This is a genomic window from Pseudomonas asgharzadehiana (assembly GCF_019139815.1).
Taxonomy (GTDB): domain Bacteria; phylum Pseudomonadota; class Gammaproteobacteria; order Pseudomonadales; family Pseudomonadaceae; genus Aquipseudomonas; species Aquipseudomonas asgharzadehiana.
Map to the genome: position 1 here is coordinate 781,734 of NZ_CP077079.1, position 16,580 is coordinate 798,313.

General features: G+C 61.3%; 15 protein-coding genes. 9 read left to right on the top strand and 6 right to left on the bottom strand.

Annotated features, from left to right (window positions below; all coding sequences use genetic code 11):
• Window positions 1–3: 3 nt before the first annotated feature.
• Window positions 4–2,268, top strand: a complete 2,265-nt coding sequence (gene parC / locus KSS96_RS03455; protein WP_065879446.1) for a DNA topoisomerase IV subunit A — start codon at window positions 4–6, stop codon at window positions 2,266–2,268.
• Window positions 2,269–2,444: 176 nt separating this feature from the next.
• On the top strand, window positions 2,445–3,152 hold the full coding sequence (locus KSS96_RS03460) for a PqiC family protein (protein ID WP_026067142.1): 708 nt from the start codon (window positions 2,445–2,447) through the stop codon (window positions 3,150–3,152).
• A 120-nt stretch (window positions 3,153–3,272) separates the two neighbouring features.
• On the opposite strand, the gene KSS96_RS03465 is transcribed toward KSS96_RS03460, so the two are convergent.
• Window positions 3,273–4,802, bottom strand: coding sequence for an AhpA/YtjB family protein (locus KSS96_RS03465; RefSeq protein WP_017526434.1), 1,530 nt, complete (start codon window positions 4,800–4,802; stop codon window positions 3,273–3,275).
• 133 nt (window positions 4,803–4,935) lie between these two features.
• On the opposite strand from KSS96_RS03465, the gene serB reads away from it, so the two are divergent.
• Window positions 4,936–6,150, top strand: coding sequence for a phosphoserine phosphatase SerB (gene serB / locus KSS96_RS03470; protein WP_017526433.1), 1,215 nt, complete (start codon window positions 4,936–4,938; stop codon window positions 6,148–6,150).
• Between the two features lie 119 nt (window positions 6,151–6,269).
• Here the strand turns inward: serB and asd are convergent, their stop codons facing one another.
• Genes asd through KSS96_RS03485 form a run of 3 tightly spaced genes read right to left on the bottom strand, consistent with a single transcriptional unit; the run spans window position 6,270 to window position 9,553 of the window.
• Complete coding sequence (gene asd / locus KSS96_RS03475) at window positions 6,270–7,130, bottom strand: archaetidylserine decarboxylase (RefSeq protein WP_017526432.1); 861 nt, start codon at window positions 7,128–7,130, stop codon at window positions 6,270–6,272.
• 8 nt (window positions 7,131–7,138) lie between these two features.
• A complete protein-coding gene (locus KSS96_RS03480) occupies window positions 7,139–7,960 on the bottom strand; it encodes a rhodanese-like domain-containing protein (RefSeq protein ID WP_017526431.1) in 822 nt (273 codons plus the stop codon).
• Between the two features lie 57 nt (window positions 7,961–8,017).
• Window positions 8,018–9,553, bottom strand: a complete 1,536-nt coding sequence (locus KSS96_RS03485) for an HDOD domain-containing protein (protein ID WP_017526430.1) — start codon at window positions 9,551–9,553, stop codon at window positions 8,018–8,020.
• Window positions 9,554–9,720: 167 nt separating this feature from the next.
• On the opposite strand from KSS96_RS03485, the gene motA reads away from it, so the two are divergent.
• Window positions 9,721–10,572, top strand: a complete 852-nt coding sequence (motA, locus tag KSS96_RS03490) for a flagellar motor stator protein MotA (RefSeq protein ID WP_017526429.1) — start codon at window positions 9,721–9,723, stop codon at window positions 10,570–10,572.
• A 3-nt stretch (window positions 10,573–10,575) separates the two neighbouring features.
• Window positions 10,576–11,595, top strand: a complete 1,020-nt coding sequence (gene motB / locus KSS96_RS03495) for a flagellar motor protein MotB (protein WP_017526428.1) — start codon at window positions 10,576–10,578, stop codon at window positions 11,593–11,595.
• A 51-nt stretch (window positions 11,596–11,646) separates the two neighbouring features.
• Here motB and rsgA read toward each other — a convergent pair whose 3' ends face one another.
• On the bottom strand, window positions 11,647–12,678 hold the full coding sequence (rsgA, locus tag KSS96_RS03500; RefSeq protein ID WP_003171340.1) for a small ribosomal subunit biogenesis GTPase RsgA: 1,032 nt from the start codon (window positions 12,676–12,678) through the stop codon (window positions 11,647–11,649).
• A 109-nt stretch (window positions 12,679–12,787) separates the two neighbouring features.
• Here rsgA and orn point away from each other — a divergent pair, with 109 nt between their 5' ends.
• Together orn and KSS96_RS03510 are read left to right on the top strand one after the other, a co-directional pair.
• Window positions 12,788–13,330, top strand: coding sequence for an oligoribonuclease (gene orn / locus KSS96_RS03505; RefSeq protein WP_017526427.1), 543 nt, complete (start codon window positions 12,788–12,790; stop codon window positions 13,328–13,330).
• Between the two features lie 175 nt (window positions 13,331–13,505).
• Entirely contained in the window at window positions 13,506–14,123 is a 618-nt protein-coding gene (locus KSS96_RS03510) for a trimeric intracellular cation channel family protein (RefSeq protein ID WP_175404229.1), read from the top strand.
• Here the strand turns inward: KSS96_RS03510 and queG are convergent.
• Complete coding sequence (gene queG, locus KSS96_RS03515) at window positions 14,120–15,184, bottom strand: tRNA epoxyqueuosine(34) reductase QueG (RefSeq protein WP_017526425.1); 1,065 nt, start codon at window positions 15,182–15,184, stop codon at window positions 14,120–14,122. The genes KSS96_RS03510 and queG overlap by 4 nt on opposite strands.
• A 63-nt stretch (window positions 15,185–15,247) precedes the next feature.
• Here queG and KSS96_RS03520 point away from each other — a divergent pair, with 63 nt between their 5' ends.
• Both KSS96_RS03520 and tsaE read left to right on the top strand, forming a co-directional pair.
• Window positions 15,248–16,108 (top strand): NAD(P)H-hydrate dehydratase, encoded by an 861-nt coding sequence (locus KSS96_RS03520; protein ID WP_217855734.1) that lies wholly within the window; start codon window positions 15,248–15,250, stop codon window positions 16,106–16,108.
• Window positions 16,096–16,566, top strand: a complete 471-nt coding sequence (gene tsaE, locus KSS96_RS03525; RefSeq protein ID WP_135196328.1) for a tRNA (adenosine(37)-N6)-threonylcarbamoyltransferase complex ATPase subunit type 1 TsaE — start codon at window positions 16,096–16,098, stop codon at window positions 16,564–16,566. The genes KSS96_RS03520 and tsaE overlap by 13 nt, the downstream gene beginning before the upstream one ends.
• Window positions 16,567–16,580 lie beyond the last annotated feature (14 nt).

Genomic DNA, 16,580 nt, shown 5'->3' on the forward strand with positions numbered 1-16,580 from the left:
CGCATGAGTGACATCCTCGCAGACAGCTTAGACGGCGTAGAGCGCCGGTCGCTGGCTGACTTCACCGAAAATGCCTACCTCAACTACTCCATGTACGTGATCATGGACCGTGCATTGCCGCACATCGGCGACGGCCTCAAGCCCGTACAGCGGCGCATTATCTACGCCATGAGTGAGCTGGGCCTGGACGCCGATTCCAAGCACAAGAAGTCGGCGCGTACCGTCGGTGACGTACTGGGCAAGTTCCACCCCCACGGCGATTCGGCGTGCTACGAAGCCATGGTGCTGATGGCCCAGCCGTTCAGCTACCGCTACACGCTGGTGGACGGCCAGGGTAACTGGGGGGCGCCGGACGATCCCAAGTCCTTCGCCGCCATGCGATACACCGAGGCACGGTTGTCGCGTTATTCGGAGGTACTGCTGAGCGAACTGGGCCAGGGCACCGCTGACTGGGGCCCGAACTTCGACGGCACCCTCGACGAACCCCTGGTGTTGCCGGCACGTTTGCCGAATATCCTGCTCAATGGCACCACCGGCATCGCCGTCGGCATGGCCACCGACGTGCCGCCGCACAACCTGCGCGAAGTCGCCACGGCCTGTGTGCGCTTGCTCGATGAGCCCAAGGCTACCGTCGAGCAGCTCTGCGAGCACATCCAGGGCCCGGATTACCCGACCGAAGCGGAAATCATCACCCCGCGCGCCGACCTGCTGAAGATGTACGAGACCGGCAAGGGCTCGGTGCGCATGCGCGCCGTGTACCACGTCGAAGATGGCGACATTATTGTGACCGCGCTGCCGCATCAGGTGTCCGGCGCCAAGGTGCTGGAGCAGATCGCCGCGTTGATGCAGGCCAAACCGTCGAAGCTGCCCCAGGTGGCCGACCTGCGTGACGAGTCCGACCACGAAAACCCTTGCCGCATTGTGATCATCCCGACCAACAGCCGGGTCGATCACGAAGTGCTGATGCAGCATCTGTTTGCCAGCACGGACCTTGAGTCCAGCTACCGGGTCAACGTCAATATCATTGGCCTGGACGGCAAGCCGCAGCTGAAAAACCTGCGCAACCTGCTGGTGGAGTGGCTTGAGTTCCGGGTACAGACCGTTCGTCGTCGCCTGCAATTTCGCTTGGACAAGGTCGAGCGCCGTCTGCACCTGTTGGACGGCTTGCTGATCGCCTACCTCAACCTGGATGAAGTGATCCATATCATCCGCACCGCCGAGCACCCCAAAGCCGAGCTGATCGCGCGTTTCGAGCTGAGCGAGATCCAGGCCGACTACATCCTCGACACCCGCTTGCGTCAATTGGCGCGACTCGAAGAAATGAAGCTGCGCGACGAACAGGACGCGCTGCTCAAGGAACAAGCCAAGCTGCAAGCGCTGCTGGGCAGCGAAGCCAAGCTGAAAAAGCTGGTACGCAGCGAGCTGATCAAAGACGCCGAAACCTATGGCGATGACCGCCGTTCGCCGATTGTTCAGCGTGCCGAAGCCAAGGCTCTGACAGAAACCGAACTGCTGCCTAACGAGAAAATTACCGTCGTTCTGTCGGAAAAGGGTTGGGTTCGTTCCGCCAAAGGGCATGATATTGACGCCACTGGCTTGTCTTACAAGGCGGGCGATGGTTTTAAAACCGCCGCTGCCGGGCGTTCCAACCAGTTTGCGGTGTTTATCGACTCCACGGGGCGCAGTTATTCGGTGCCGGCGCATACCTTGCCATCCGCACGGGGGCAGGGCGAGCCGCTGACCGGGCGCCTGACACCGCCACCGGGCGCGAATTTTGAGTGTGTGCTGCTGCCGGACGATGACTCGTTGTACGTCATCGCTTCCGATGCGGGCTACGGCTTCGTCGTTAAGGGCGAAGACCTGCAGGCCAAGAACAAGGCGGGCAAGGCGCTGTTGAGCCTGCCGAATAATGCCAAGGTGATCCTGCCGCGGCCGGTGGATGATCGCGAAGGCAACTGGCTGGCGTCGGTGACCACCGAAGGGCGCTTGCTGGTGTTCAAGATCAGCGATCTGCCGCAGTTGGGCAAAGGCAAGGGCAACAAGATTATTGGTATACCAGGGGAGCGGGTGGCCAGTCGCGAAGAGTACGTGACCGACATCGCGGTGATCCCCGAGGGCTCGACCCTGGTGCTCCAGGCCGGCAAACGCACGCTATCGTTGCGTCCCGACGACCTGGAACATTACAAGGGTGAGCGTGGCAGGCGCGGTAACAAACTGCCTCGAGGCTTCCAGCGTGTGGATGCTTTGTTGGTGGAAACGCCGGTTTAAGCCGGATTAGAGCCCTCGATCTACGATTTAACGGGTAGATCGACGCTTTGGCGCTGGAGTCATGGCGCATATTCACGGATGATATGCCCTTTCCAGCGCCGGCGTGGCCGAGCGTGTTTAGGTTATTTTTAGTATTACATTGTGGTTCGCCTTGTGGCAGCCACCTGGATGGGATGATGACTGCTCCACGCCTTCCTTTTATTTTCATGCTCGCTGGCCTTTTGGGGTTGGCGGGTTGCAGCACCCACCAACCGGTGTCGCTGTACCAGTTGGACAGCGGAAGTCCGGCGCAACCAGCACAAACCGCCGGCATGGCCGTGTTGCTGGGGCCGGTGGTCGTAGCCGACTATCTGCAACGCGAAACCCTGCTGCAACGTCAGAACGACGGCAGTCTGCAAGGTTCCACCGATGGTCGTTGGGCGGGCAGTTTGTCGTCCGACATCAACCAATTGATGTTGCGCCAGGTAGCGGGTCAGTTGGACAGCCAGCGTGTGGTCCTCTCGCCTGCGCCAACTGGCTTTACCCCGGACGTGCAGGTGTTGCTGACCATCACCCGGCTCGACTCCGGTACTTCGCAGCCGGCGATCCTTGATGCGCAGTGGCGCCTGATCGACCGCCGTGGCCAGGTGCGTGATAACCGCATCGTTCATCTGCAGGAAGAACACACGGGCACGACAGCTTCCCAGGTTCAGGCCCAGGGCGTGCTGTTGCAGCACTTGGCGCAGCAGTTGTCGGTGGCCCTCAAGCCATTGGCCAACCAACCGCCGATTGCTGAGGCACCACGCAAGCAAGCCCCGGCTCAGGCCAAACCGGCCGAGCCGCAGAAGCCCAAGATGCCGATGGCTACGCCGATCCGTACGGATATGGAAGTGTTCAGGTTCTGACCTGAATCGCGCACAAACAAAAGGCCCGCTTACTCAGCGGGCCTTTTTGTTTGTGCGCGATTTACTTGAAGCCTGTGCAGATCCCAAGTGTGGTAGGGGGCAAGCCCCACCCCACATTCTTCACGGCTTGGCGCGGGTCTCATGCATCCGCGCCAACTGCCGCTCCAGCATCGATGGGTACGGCTCCATCAGACGCTCCACACAGCTGGCGCCTTCAGGGCTGGCAATCGGGCGGATGCGCGCGCGTTGGCGGATCAGCGTGTCTTCACTGATCTTGCGCTCCACCAGCAACAGGTTGCGGCTGTGTTGGGACAAGGCCAGGGCGTCCTGGGCGATTTCCGTAAGCAGCAGGTCGATCTGGCTCATGCCAAACAGGTCGTCACCCACGGTTAAGCCAAGTTGCAGTTGCAGGGTGATGCCGCTGTCCGCCACTTCGATCTGCAGCTCATGGCCCAGCGCACGTAATAACTCGCCGCAGCAGATGGCGTTGGTCAGGTAATCCTCACCGCTGTCTTCACTGTGGAACAGCATCAGCGTGCTGCCGTCATTGAGGGTATGCAGCTCGCTCTGGTACAGCGAGGCGGCCTGGTCGAGGCAGTCGCGGTAGCGTTCCAATAACTCGGTCAGGCGCGCGCGGGGCAGGCGACGCAGTTGGTCCTGGGCGCCCAATTGCACGGCCAGTACGGCGCTGTACTGAGGCTCGGTGCTGCGCGCCGGCGCGGGCTTTGGCGTCACGGCAGCGCTGTCGTTTGACGTGTCGCGCAGATCGGCGAAGGGGTCTTCGTCGTCCAGTTCGTCTTCTTCGGCCTTGACCACATGGCGCGGCGCAGGCTTCGGGCGGGCGGCGGGTGCGCTTTCGTCAAAACCCGGATCGCGCAGGTCGCGTACTTCAAACTCGGGTTCGTCGTCGTAATCGCTGTCGTCGAACTCGGGTTCAGGTTCAACCTGGGGTGCCGGCTCCGGGGCGAAGCTGGCGTGCAGTTGGCGGGCGATGTCGCCGATTTCGTCCTGGCGATCAGTGGCCGGGGTGTGTTCGTCGATATCTCGCAGCCAGATGCGCAATTGCATCAGCGGTGTAGAGATATGCCGACCCAGGCGCAGGCTCAAGGCCAGAGCCAGGGCCAGCAGGATTGCGCTGAGGATGCCCATGCTTTGCAGGCTAATGGTCATCGGCTGCTGGAATTGCTGCATGTCCAGGCTGATGCGCAGTTGGCCGGCCTTTACATCCTGAAAGGTGATATTGCTCTGGTACAGGCCTTCGGCCTCGCCCAGCAGGCCGTTTTTCGGGCGCTGCCCGGCTTCGGCCATGATCCGGTTGTCCACGCTGTAGATGGCGGCGTGGGCCACCAGCGGGTTCTTGGTCAGGTTGTTGAGCAGCACGTTGAGGCTGAGGATGTCGTTGGACACCAACAGTTCAGTCGCCGATGTGGCGGTCTGAGTGGTCAAGCTCTCGCCCAGGGCGTCGGCTTGCTCGTGCATGGCCTGTTTGAACTGCAAACCCATCACGCAGGCATAAATCACCAGGGCCAGGGCGACCAGGATCACGTTATGGCTGGCGATGCGTAATGCGATCGGTACACGGCGGTGGCGCAGTGCCCGGAAGATCAGCAGGAAGAAGTTATCGGTTTTTACTGGCGTGGGCCGGTTCACTTGCGCTCGGCTCTCGGTCCGTGAAGTTGACGCGCAGTATAGCGACAGGCCCAAGACCGGCAAAGCGCTGGCTGTGCCCGATGGTCACTGAAAGTGGGTAGAATGCGGTTTTTTTCCAGCCTGGGGGTGCGCCTTGCGCGAAATTGTCCTGATAAACATCACGGGTGTTGACCGTCCGGGTCTCACCGCTGCCATTACCGGTGTGCTGGCCCAGGGTGGTGTGAACATTCTCGACATCGGCCAGGCTGTGATTCACGACACCCTGTCGTTCGGCATCCTGGTGGAAATTCCCAGCACCGAGCAGGCCTCGTCCGTGCTCAAGGACATCCTGTTCACAGCGTACAAGCTGGATCAACAGGTGCGTTTCACCCCGGTGTCCGAGGAGGACTACCAGCATTGGGTGGCCGGCCAAGGCAAGAAACGCCACATCGTCACGCTGTTGACTCGCAAGGTCACGGCTGAACAGTTGCAACGTGTCAGTTCGATCACCGCGCAATACGGTTTGAATATCGACCACATCGACCGTCTGTCGGGCCGTATGCCGCTGGACACACCCGCTCATCAGGGCAAGGGTTGCATCGAGTTCTCCGTGCGCGGTGAGCCGGCCGACCCGCAAGCCTTGCGCGCCGAGTTCCTCAGCGTGGCCCAGGCGTTGAATGTCGATATCGCCTTCCAGGAAGACTCGCTGTTCCGCCGCAACCGTCGCCTGGCGGTGTTCGACATGGATTCCACACTGATCGAAGCCGAAGTCATCGACGAATTGGCCAAGGCCGCCGGTGTGGGTGAACAGGTGTCCGCGATCACCGAGCGCGCCATGGCCGGTGAACTGGATTTCCGCGCCAGCTTCAAGGAGCGCCTGGCGCTGCTCAAGGGCCTGGATGTGAGCGTGCTGGACTCCATCGGCGCGTCGCTGCGCCTGACGGAAGGCGCCGAAACGCTGTTCGCCGAACTCAAGCGCCTGGGCTACAAGACTGCGATCCTGTCCGGTGGCTTTACCTACTTCGCCAAACAATTGCAGGCCAAGTTGGGCATCGACTACGTCTTCGCCAATGAGCTGGAAGTGGTCGATGGCAAAGTGACCGGTGTGGCGGTGGAGCCGATTGTCGACGCCCAGCGCAAAGCGGATCTGTTGAAGGAATTGGCCCATAAGGAAGGCTTGCGCCTGGAGCAGACCATTGCGGTCGGCGACGGCGCGAATGACTTGCCGATGCTGGCGATTGCCGGGTTGGGCGTGGCGTTTCGCGCCAAGCCGTTGGTGAAGCAATCGGCGAAGCAGGCGATTTCGACCTTGGGGCTGGACGGTGTGCTGTACCTGCTGGGCTTTCGCGACCGCGACGGGCAGCTGTAACTGAAAATGTAGGAAGGGGCTTGCTCCCGATGGCCGTGGATCAGTCACCCGATGAGTTGACTCAAACACAGCTATCGGGAGCAAGCCCCCTCCCACAATTGACCTGGATTGGCGTCAGGTCAGGCGTTGGGCAGTGCGATACCCTGGCCCATCTGCACCGGCGAACCGGCCACCAATTCTTCCGCCCATTTCACCTGATCCGGCCCGAACAGCACGATGGCGGTCGAGCCCAGCTTGAAGCGGCCCAACTCGGCACCTTTCTCCAGATAAATCGGCGCACGCGCGGCTTCGTCGTAGCGGAAGGTTTTCAGCTCGCGCTTGGGCGGCGTGACGAGGCCAGCCCACACGGTTTCAATCGATGCCACGATCATCGCGCCGACCAATACCACCGCCATCGGGCCGCGCTCGGTGTCGAACAGGCACACAACACGCTCATTGCGCGCAAACAGTTCCGGTACGTTTTCGGCGGTGGTCTGGTTGACCGAGAAGATCCGGCCCGGCACGTAGACCATCTCGCGCAGGGTGCCGGCCAGCGGCATGTGAACTCGGTGGTAGTCCTTCGGTGACAGGTAGATGGTGGCAAAGTCGCCGCCCATGAACGGCGCCGCTACAGCGGCGTCGCCGCCCAGCAATTCCAGCACGCTGAAGCTGTGGCCCTTGGCCTGGAACACACGACCATGTTCGATCGGGCCAAGCTGGCTGACCGCGCCATCGGCGGGGCTGAGTACGGCGCCAGGGGCCTGGTCCAGCGGGCGCGCGCCGTCTTTGAGGGCGCGAGTGAAGAACGCGTTGAAGTGCTCGTAGGCGGTTACGTCTTCAACCAGTGCCTGGGACATGTCCACTTGATAGCGTTTGGCGAACCAGGTGGTGAAGGCGTTCTTGAACCAGCGCACGCGGCACTCGGCAATGCAGCCGGCCAGGCGCGACAGCAGATGGTGCGGCAGCAAGTACTGGCTGAGGATAAACAACTGCTTTTTCATAACTGTCCTTAAACCTTAATCTCAACGGGGGTGTCGGGGTGGTTGCCCCATTCGCCCCAGGAACCGGCATAACCTTTGACTCGCGGATAACCGAGCGCCTTGGCCACCAGGTAGGTGAAGCCAGAGCGGTGGTGAGTCTGGCAATGGGTGATGATTTCTTTGTCGGGGGTCAGCCCAAGCTCTTCAAGGACCTGCGGCATGTCGCGGCGGATGCGCAGGCTGCGCGCCTTATCCATGCCGGCGGTCCATTCGAAGTTCACGGCGCCGGGGATGTGCCCGCCTTTGGCCGCGAGCACCTTCTCGCCGGAATATTCCAGCGGGCCGCGTGCGTCCCAGATGCCCAGGTCGGCGGCGCCGAGGCGGCTTTGCAGGTATTCGCGGGTGGCGGTGGGGCCATCGTGCAGCGTGAGGCTGACCGGGCCGCCGCGCGCTGGCGGCACGTCGGTCGACACGGTGTACTCAGCGGCCAGCCAGGCCAGCAGGCCGCCGTCGAGGTAGTGGTATTTCGGGTGACCGATCACGTCGAGCATCCAGATGAAGCGTCCGGCCCAGCCGCCGCCTTCGTCGTCATAGACCACGTAGGTGGCATCCGGGGTGTGGCCCAGTTCACCGAAGAGTTTTTCCAGGTCGGCTTTGTGGGGCAGCAGGCCGGGTGCCGGCGGCTGGCCCAACTGGGTGCGCTTGGGGTCAACGAAATGCGCCCCCGGGATATGCCCTTCGGCGTAGCGGGCGGCACTGGTGAGGTCCACCAGAATCAGGTGTTCGGCATCAAGGCGACCGATCAGGTCGCTGGGTTCGATCACCAGCGGCAAGCCAGAGAAGTCAGGCATGTGAGGTCTCCTGGGCACAAATGTTGGCGATAAAGGAGGGCGATTGTAGCGCAAGCATCAGACGCTGCGGTTGGTAAAGCTGTGCAGGGCTTTCTCGATGCACTGCGCGGTTTTGCCGAAGGCTTGCACGGTGGTTTCCGAGAACGGCCCACCGCCCTGGTCGGCGATCATCACCATCACCACGCGACCGTTGCAGCTCATGGAACGCAACAACAGGTGCTCACCGTTGAACAGGCGACGCAGGATCGGCGGCAGCAAGGCCGAGAACTGCGCATGATTGTCCGGTGTGAGGCGCACTTGGGCGGATTTTTCCAGCAGGCGCTGCAGCAGTGTGCTGTTGACCACGTCCAGGCTCAGGTTGGCGGCGTCTTTAGGTAGGCCGTCGGCTTGGTGTACGCGCAGCGTGCTCAAGGCGCGATCGGCCATGAACAACAACACTCGCTGCATGCCACTGGCCACCAGGGCTTCTTTGGCGCACGTGGTCAAATGCATGGCGTTGGCAAAACGGCTCGGCTCCACCAGCAGTTCGGTGCAGCGGTTGCGCCATACCGCCAAGGCTTCGGCGGTGGGCGGCGGCGCGGGCAGCAGGCCGCGATGGATCTTCTGTACATGCCACGGCCAGATCAGCGAAAGCGCCGGGTGCCAGAGGTCGGGCATCAGCGTGGTGCGAGCGCTGGTGACGGCTTGTTGATGCGAGTGTTGCTGCACCTCAGCCAGCGGTTGTTGCAGATACAGAGCTGTAAGGTACTGCCAGCGCTGTGTGTGCGGGCAGGTCCAGGATTCTTGCGCGGACATCGCCAAACCGTTGGCCAGCAGCACGGTATTGGCCGGCTGGTTCAGCCAGCGGCGCAGGTTGGGCTCGGCGTCGAGCAACTGCTGATGGCGCAACGGGTCATCTTCACGGGCGATATGCAGCGCCTTGACCAGCAACCGTTGCTCGTTCTTCAGCAGGTTATAACCCTGGGACACCCAGATCGGCAGGTGCCAGGTTTCGGTCAGTGCCAGGCACAGGTCCAGCAGGCGTACGCCGAACAATTGCTGCTCGACCTTGCGTGCCGACTCGCCCTTGTGAATCACGCGCAGCTCCCACTCTTCGAGAAGCTTGGGGTGGGCAACGGCCATCGGCCACAGCGGCGACAGAAACAGCAGGCTGCCCCAGTGAATGTCTTGCCACAACCGTGCCAGGCGGCTGCCGAACAAACCGTTGGCTTGTTGCGATGCATGCTGGCTCACCAGCAACAATTGACGCAATGCAATGGGGATCTCTTGGGCCGGCACCGAGGGCAGGCGCGCCAGCAGTTCTTCGGCGCGCTTGAGGCCCAGGCGGTTGAGCGCCACTTCGAGATTTTCCGCCGGCTCCGTCAGGCTGCCATGGGTATGGCTGTTTGCCTCGCGCATCACGCTGAGTACAAGGGCTGGGCTGTTTTGCATCAGTTCGGCAATATCTCGCAACGAACTGCGGCTGTCGCGGATCGCCTTGCACACCCGGTCGTGGCTGGCCTGGGGAACAGGCAGCGGCACTTCGTCCAGGCACTTGATCCAAGCGGCGAGAGAGAGAGGTCTTACAGATGGGACTGTCGTTTTATTAGCCATGATTGGGGCGCGATCATCACATGCGGTCAACACGCCCGGAGCGGGCCGAACTGGCTTTTCGCCTTAACGGGCTATAGTCTGGCGCAGTTTTGCCGATAAGTAGAACAAGAGTTTTTCAGTTCCCCCAAATATGTCCATGAACCCGACGGCGCAAGTACTCATCTCCTATGGCTAAAATTATCGGCATCATCGTCGTCTTCGCGAGCGTGCTCGGCGGGTACGTCCTGTCCCACGGTAAAATTGCGGCACTGATCCAGCCTTTCGAGGTGATGATTATCGGTGGTGCGGCACTGGGCGCTTTCCTGCAGGCCAACCCCGGCTACATGACCATGCACGTGATCAAGAAGTCATTGGCCATGTTTGGTTCGCGCTTTACCCACACCTTCTACCTGGAAGTGCTGGGGCTGGTGTACGAGATCCTCAACAAGAGCCGCCGCGAAGGCATGATGGCCATCGAGGCTGACATCGAGGACGCCGCGGCCAGCCCGATTTTCGCCAAGTATCCGGCCGTGCTCAAAGACGAGCGCATGACCGCTTATATCTGTGATTACCTGCGCATCATGTCCTCCGGCAACATGGCTCCCCATGAGCTTGAAGGCTTGTTCGACATGGAATTGTTCAGCCTTAAAGAGGAGCTGGAGCATCCGTCCCACGCCGTGACCGGCGTCGCAGACGGCATGCCCGGTTTCGGTATCGTCGCGGCGGTACTCGGTATTGTGGTGACCATGGCCTCCCTGGGTGAGGGTGACCAGGCGGCCATCGGCATGCACGTCGGTGCGGCGTTGGTGGGGACCTTCTTCGGTATTCTCGCGGCCTACGGTTTCTTCGGCCCTCTGGCGACCTCCCTGGCCCATGATGCCAAGGAAGAAATCAACCTTTACGAATCGATCAAGGCCAGTCTGGTGGCGTCCGCTTCCGGCATGCCGCCGTCGCTGGCGGTGGAGTTCGGTCGCAAGGTCCTGTACCCGAAGCATCGCCCAAGCTTCGCCGAGCTGGAACAAGCGGTTCGCGGTCGCTAAGCCATGGAAAACAACCAGCCGATAATCATCAAGCGCGTCAAGCGCTTCGCTGCGGGGCACCATGGTGGCGCCTGGAAAATCGCCTTCGCCGACTTTGCGACGGCGATGATGGCGTTCTTCCTGGTGCTGTGGCTGATGTCGACGGCCACGCCCGAACAGAAAATCGCCATTGCCGGCTACTTCAAAGACCCGATTGGCTTTTCGGAAAGCGGCACGCCTTTCGTGATCGATCTGGGCGGCTCGCCGCAATTGGCGCCTGAGCGCACCATCAACCCCGAAGTCAAAACCGAGGCGCCCCAGGAAAAAATCCCGATCGAGCGCGATACCGTCGAGGCCATGGCCGAGCAGGTCGAGCAAGAGCGCCTTGAGTTGCTGTTGCAAGAGTTGCAGAACAAGGTCGAAGAAAACCCGCAGTTGCTGAAATTCAAGGATCAGATTTCGTTCGAAATCACTCCGGAAGGCTTGCGCATCCAGATCACCGACGCCGCCAACCGGCCGATGTTCGACTCCGGCAGCGCACGCTTGAAGCCGTATTTCGAAGACATCCTGCTGGCCATGGCCGACACCATCAAGACGGTGCCGAACAAGATCAGCATCAGCGGTCACACCGACGCCAAGCCGTATGCGGGCCAGGGTGACTTCGGCAACTGGGAGCTATCGGCCAACCGCGCCAACGCCGCACGTCGCGCGTTGGTAGCCGGCAGCTACCCGGACCCGCAAGTCGCGCGCGTGGTGGGTTTTGCATCCTCGCAGCTGTTTGATCACAAGGATCCGTTCAACCCGGCCAACCGGCGCATCGATATCGTCGTGCTGACCAAAAAGGCCCAGCGTGCGATTGAGGGTGATCAGCCCCCACCGCCACAACCGACCCCTGGTGCTGGCGCGCCCGGCGAAGTACCGGCCGACCCGAACGCCATCCCGCCAGGGCAAGAACCCTTGCCGGCGCATGAGCTGCGTCAGAAATTGAATCTGTTTGATGATGGTGGGGTGAAAGACCCTACGGTGCCTGGGACGGGATCCTAGGCTTCACATACAACAAGGCCGCGATAATCGCGGCCTTGTTGTTTCGGCGGTTTAGTAACTGCTCTCCGGCAAGCTCGCAATAATCGACCGATAACTGTTCATTCGCTGCTGCTGCACGCGGCCGTCTTCCAGGGCCTTGAGCAACGCACAACCCGGCTCGCGGTCGTGTTTGCAGTCGCGGAAGCGACAGGTGCCAATCAGGTCGTTGAACTCGATGAAGCCCGCTTCCACATCGCTGCGGCTCACGTGGCCGAGGCCGAATTCACGAATGCCCGGGGAGTCGATCAGTTCGCCGCCGCCGGGGAAGTGGAACAACCGCGCGGTGGTGGTGGTGTGCGTACCTTGGCCGGACAGTTCCGACAGCGGGCCTACACGGGTGTCGACCTCGGGCAGCAAGCTGTTGACCAGCGACGACTTACCCACGCCGGACTGGCCGACAAACACGCTGATGCGTCCGTCCAACTGCTGTTGCAGTTGTTCCATGCCATTGCCGTGATGGGCCGACACTTCCAGCACCGGGTAGCCCAAGGTGCGGTAGACCGCCAGCAGCGCATTCAGCGCAGGGGCGTTCTGTTCGTCGATCAGGTCGAACTTGTTCAGCAACAGCAACGGGCGGATGCCGGCATGTTCGGCGGCTACCAGGTAGCGGTCGATCAGGTTGGCATGAGGCTCGGGCAAGGGGGCGAATACGATCACGATCATGTCGACGTTGGCCGCCACCGGCTTGAGCTGGCCGCGGCTGTCGGGCCGGCGCAGTTCGGTGGTGCGTGGCAACTGGGCGACGATCACGCCGATGCCCTGGTTGCCGGCGCGCCATACCACTTTGTCGCCGGTCACCAGCGCCGGCAGGTTGGCGCGCAGGTGGCAACGGGAGACTGAGCCCGCGAGTTCGCCTTCCAGCGCCTCGACTTCGACCTGCACACCGAAGTGCGCGATTACCAGGCCCGTTTGCTCGGGGCCCAGGTCGCCGCCTTCAAGCGCTTCTACGGCGGAGGATTCACGTTTGGCGGCGCGCGCGGCGCGTTCACCTTGAATCTTTTCGATGCGCCAGTTTTGGCGGCGGTTGAGCTGGCGTTTGGCCATTGGTGTTCCGTGTCGATAATGCAAAGGTTTGGGTAAAACGGTCGCGAGTCTAGCACGGCCCCGCCTGCTAAACTGCGCAGCTACGCCAAGGTGCCAAGAGAATCAAGCCATGCAAAACCCACAGAACCTGATTTGGATCGATCTGGAAATGACCGGTCTGAACCCCGACACCGACGTCATCATCGAGATGGCCACCATTGTCACCGACAGCAACCTCAACACCTTGGCCGAAGGTCCGGTGATCGCCATCCACCACAGCGACGCCGTGCTGGCCACCATGGACGAGTGGAACACCCGCACCCACGGCAACTCCGGCCTGACTCAGCGTGTGCGCGACAGCCGCGTCAGCATGGCCGAAGCCGAAGCCCAGACCATCGCCTTCCTGGAAAAATGGGTGCCCAAGGGCAAATCGCCGATCTGTGGCAACAGCATCTGCCAGGACCGTCGCTTCCTTTATACGCACATGAAAGGGCTCGAAAGCTACTTCCACTACCGCAACCTGGATGTCTCGACGCTCAAAGAGCTGGCCGCACGCTGGGCGCCGGAGGTCAAAGACAGCTTCCATAAAGGCAGTACTCACCTGGCGCTGGATGATATTCGCGAGTCGATCGCCGAGCTGCAGCATTACCGCAAGCATTTCATCAAGGCCTGAAGCTGTAGCGACTGAGCTGACGCCATCGTAGGCAAGCCCACACATTTTGATTTGTGAACACATTTCAAATGTGGGGGCTTGCTCCCGATGGCCGGCGACGCGGTTTATCGCCAAGTGCCCCCTTTTGGTGCCCTCGGCAAATGATTAGACTGCCGGCCTCTCTGCCAGGATCACCATCATGCTGCTGATGCTCTACCTCATTGCCATCACCGCCGAAGCCATGACCGGCGCCCTCTCTGCGGGGCGCCGTGGCATGGACTGGTTCGGCGTGGTGCTGATCGCCTGTGTGACGGCGTTGGGGGGCGGTTCGGTGCGCGACGTGTTACTGGGGCACTACCCGCTGACGTGGGTCAAGCACCCCGAATACCTGGTGCTGACCTCGGTTGCGGCGCTGGTGACGATCTTTGCCGCGCCGCTGATGCGCCACCTGCGCTCGCTGTTTCTCGCGCTGGACGCCGTCGGCCTGGTGGCCTTCACCCTGATCGGCTGCATGACTGCCCTGGAAATGGGCCACGGCATGCTGGTGGCGTCGGTCAGCGGCGTGATTACCGGGGTTTTCGGCGGCATCCTGAGGGATATCTTCTGTAACGACATTCCGCTGATTTTCCGTCGTGAGCTGTATGCCAGCGTGTCGTTCCTTGCCGCCTGGTTCTATTTGCTGTGTCTTTATCTGGAGTTGCCCAGCGAGCAAGCGATTCTGCTGACGTTGTTCAGCGGCTTTCTATTGCGCCTGCTGGCGATCCGTTTTCACTGGGAAATGCCCAAGTTTGTCTACAACGACGACGTGCACTAGCGCGTGGCGTGCTGGTTCAGCGCCCACTCCACGTGTTCGCGTACCAGCTCGGACGGGTAATCCCGGCGCGCCTTCAAGGCCTCGATCACCGGAATACTCGATGGCGCATTGCCCAAACCCACCGCGAGGTTACGCAGCCAGCGCTCGTAACCGGCACGGCGCAAAGGTGAGCCTTCGGTGCTGCTGAGGAATTTATCCTCGTCCCACATGAACAGCTCGGCCAGTTCTGCGTTATCCAGGTTGTGTCGCGGCTGGAAATCGCCTTCGGCGGTGGACCGGGCGAAACGATTCCAGGGGCAAACGATCTGACAGTCATCACAGCCGAATACACGGTTGCCGATCAAGGGACGCAGATCCTCCGGGATCGCATGCTTGAGTTCGATGGTCAGGTAGGAAATGCAGCGCCGGGCATCCAGCACGTAGGGGCCGACAAAGGCATTGGTCGGGCAGATGTCCAGGCACGCTGTGCAGCGCCCGCAATGTTCAGTGCTGTGTGGCTCATCGATCGGCAGCGGTAAATCGACAAACAGTTCGCTCAAAAAGAAATAGCTGCCGGCCTTGCGATTGAGCACCAAGGTATTTTTACCGATCCAGCCGAGGCCGGCCTTTTCTGCGATGGCTTTTTCCAGGACGGGCGCGCTATCGACAAAAGCGCGAAAGCCAAACGGGCCGATCTGCGCCTGAATGCGGTCGGCCAGTTGCTGCACGCGCTTGCGGATCAGCTTGTGGTAGTCACGGCCCAGGGCATAGCGCGAGATGTAGGCTTTTTCCGGCTGAGCGAGCAACTGCGCCATTTGGGAGTCGCCTGGCAGATAATCCATGCGCAGCGACACCACGCGCAGGGTGCCCGGTACCAACTCTTCGGGGTGGGAACGTTTGCTGCCATGGGCGCCCATGTAGTCCATTTCGCCGTGGTAGCCCGCGTCGAGCCAGCGTTGCAGGTGCTGTTCATGCTCGGCCAGGTCCAGCCCGCTGATGCCGACTTGTTGAAAGCCCAGCTCGCGACCCCAGTCTTTGATCGATTGGGCGAGGGCGGGCAGATCGGAGGTAATAGCAGGCATGAGACACGGGAAACCACAAGTTAGATGCGTATAATTCTGCCAGACATCGGAGCTTGAAGACGCATGCCTCAGACAAAACACCCAATAACCGACGTTCAGCTCCTGTTGCACGGGAATTTGCCGCAACTGGCTGCGCGTTCTCCGGACGCCCATAAAGGCCGGTTCGGCCACCTGTTGGTGATCGGCGGCGACCGTGGCCTCGGCGGCGCAGCGTTGCTGAGTGCCGAAAGCGCTTTGCGCAGTGGCGCGGGCATGGTGTCGCTGGCCACCCGCGTTGAGCACGTGCCCGCCGCGCTGGCGCGCTTGCCGGAACTCATGGCCGTGGGCGTAAGTTCTGCCAATCAACTGATGGGCCTGCTGGAAAAAATCTCGGTCATCGTCATCGGCCCCGGCTTGGGCGCAGCCTCGTGGGGTAGCAGCCTGTTGTCGGTCGCCGCCAATGCGCGCCAGCCGCAAGTGTGGGACGCGGACGCCTTGAATCAGTTGGCCACGGGTAGCGTCAACCTTCCGGCCAATTGCGTGATCACACCGCATCCGGGGGAAGCTGCGCGCCTGCTGGGCATTTCGACAGCAGAGGTTCAGGCCGACCGGCTTAAGGTGGCGCGCGCGTTGAGCCAGACATTTAATGCCGTCGCTGTCCTCAAGGGTGCTGGCAGTTTGATTGCCAGCCCGGATGGGCGTGTTTCCCGCTGTGATCAGGGCCACCCGGCAATGGCCACGGCGGGCCTGGGCGATGTGTTGGCCGGCCTGGTGGGGGCATTGCTGGCCCAGGGCATGCCGGCTTATGAAGCAAGTTGCCTGGCTGTGTGGTTGCACGCCACTGCAGGGCAGCGCCAAGGCACCTTGGGTCGCGGCTTGGCAGCCAGCGATCTCATACCTGCCATTCGTCAATTGCTGGAGGAGCAGTCGCCGTGCCTGAAGTAATTCTTTTCCTGGCCGATGAAGACGCCATGGTCGCGTTGGGTCATCGTATTGCCCAGCTCACACGTGGGGCGGGGTTGATCTTCCTCGAAGGCGACCTGGGGGCGGGCAAGACCACGTTATCCCGCGGGATTATTCGCGGGCTGGGCCATGCGGGCGCGGTAAAAAGCCCGACGTTTACCTTGGTCGAACCCTATGAGATCGGCGACCTGCGCGCCTTTCACTTCGACCTCTATCGCTTGGTGGACCCCGAAGAGCTGGAGTTCATGGGCATCCGTGATTACTTCGATGAAGACCCGCTGTGTTTGATTGAATGGCCAGATAAAGGCACAGGCTTTTTGCCAAAGCCGGACCTGACCATTACCATTACGCCGCATGAGCACGGACGTCAGCTGAAGTTGTTGCCCCAGAGCCCGCGCGGTGAATCGTGGTGTGCCGCTCTGGCATTGGAATTCAAATAATTGGTGGGGTTAGG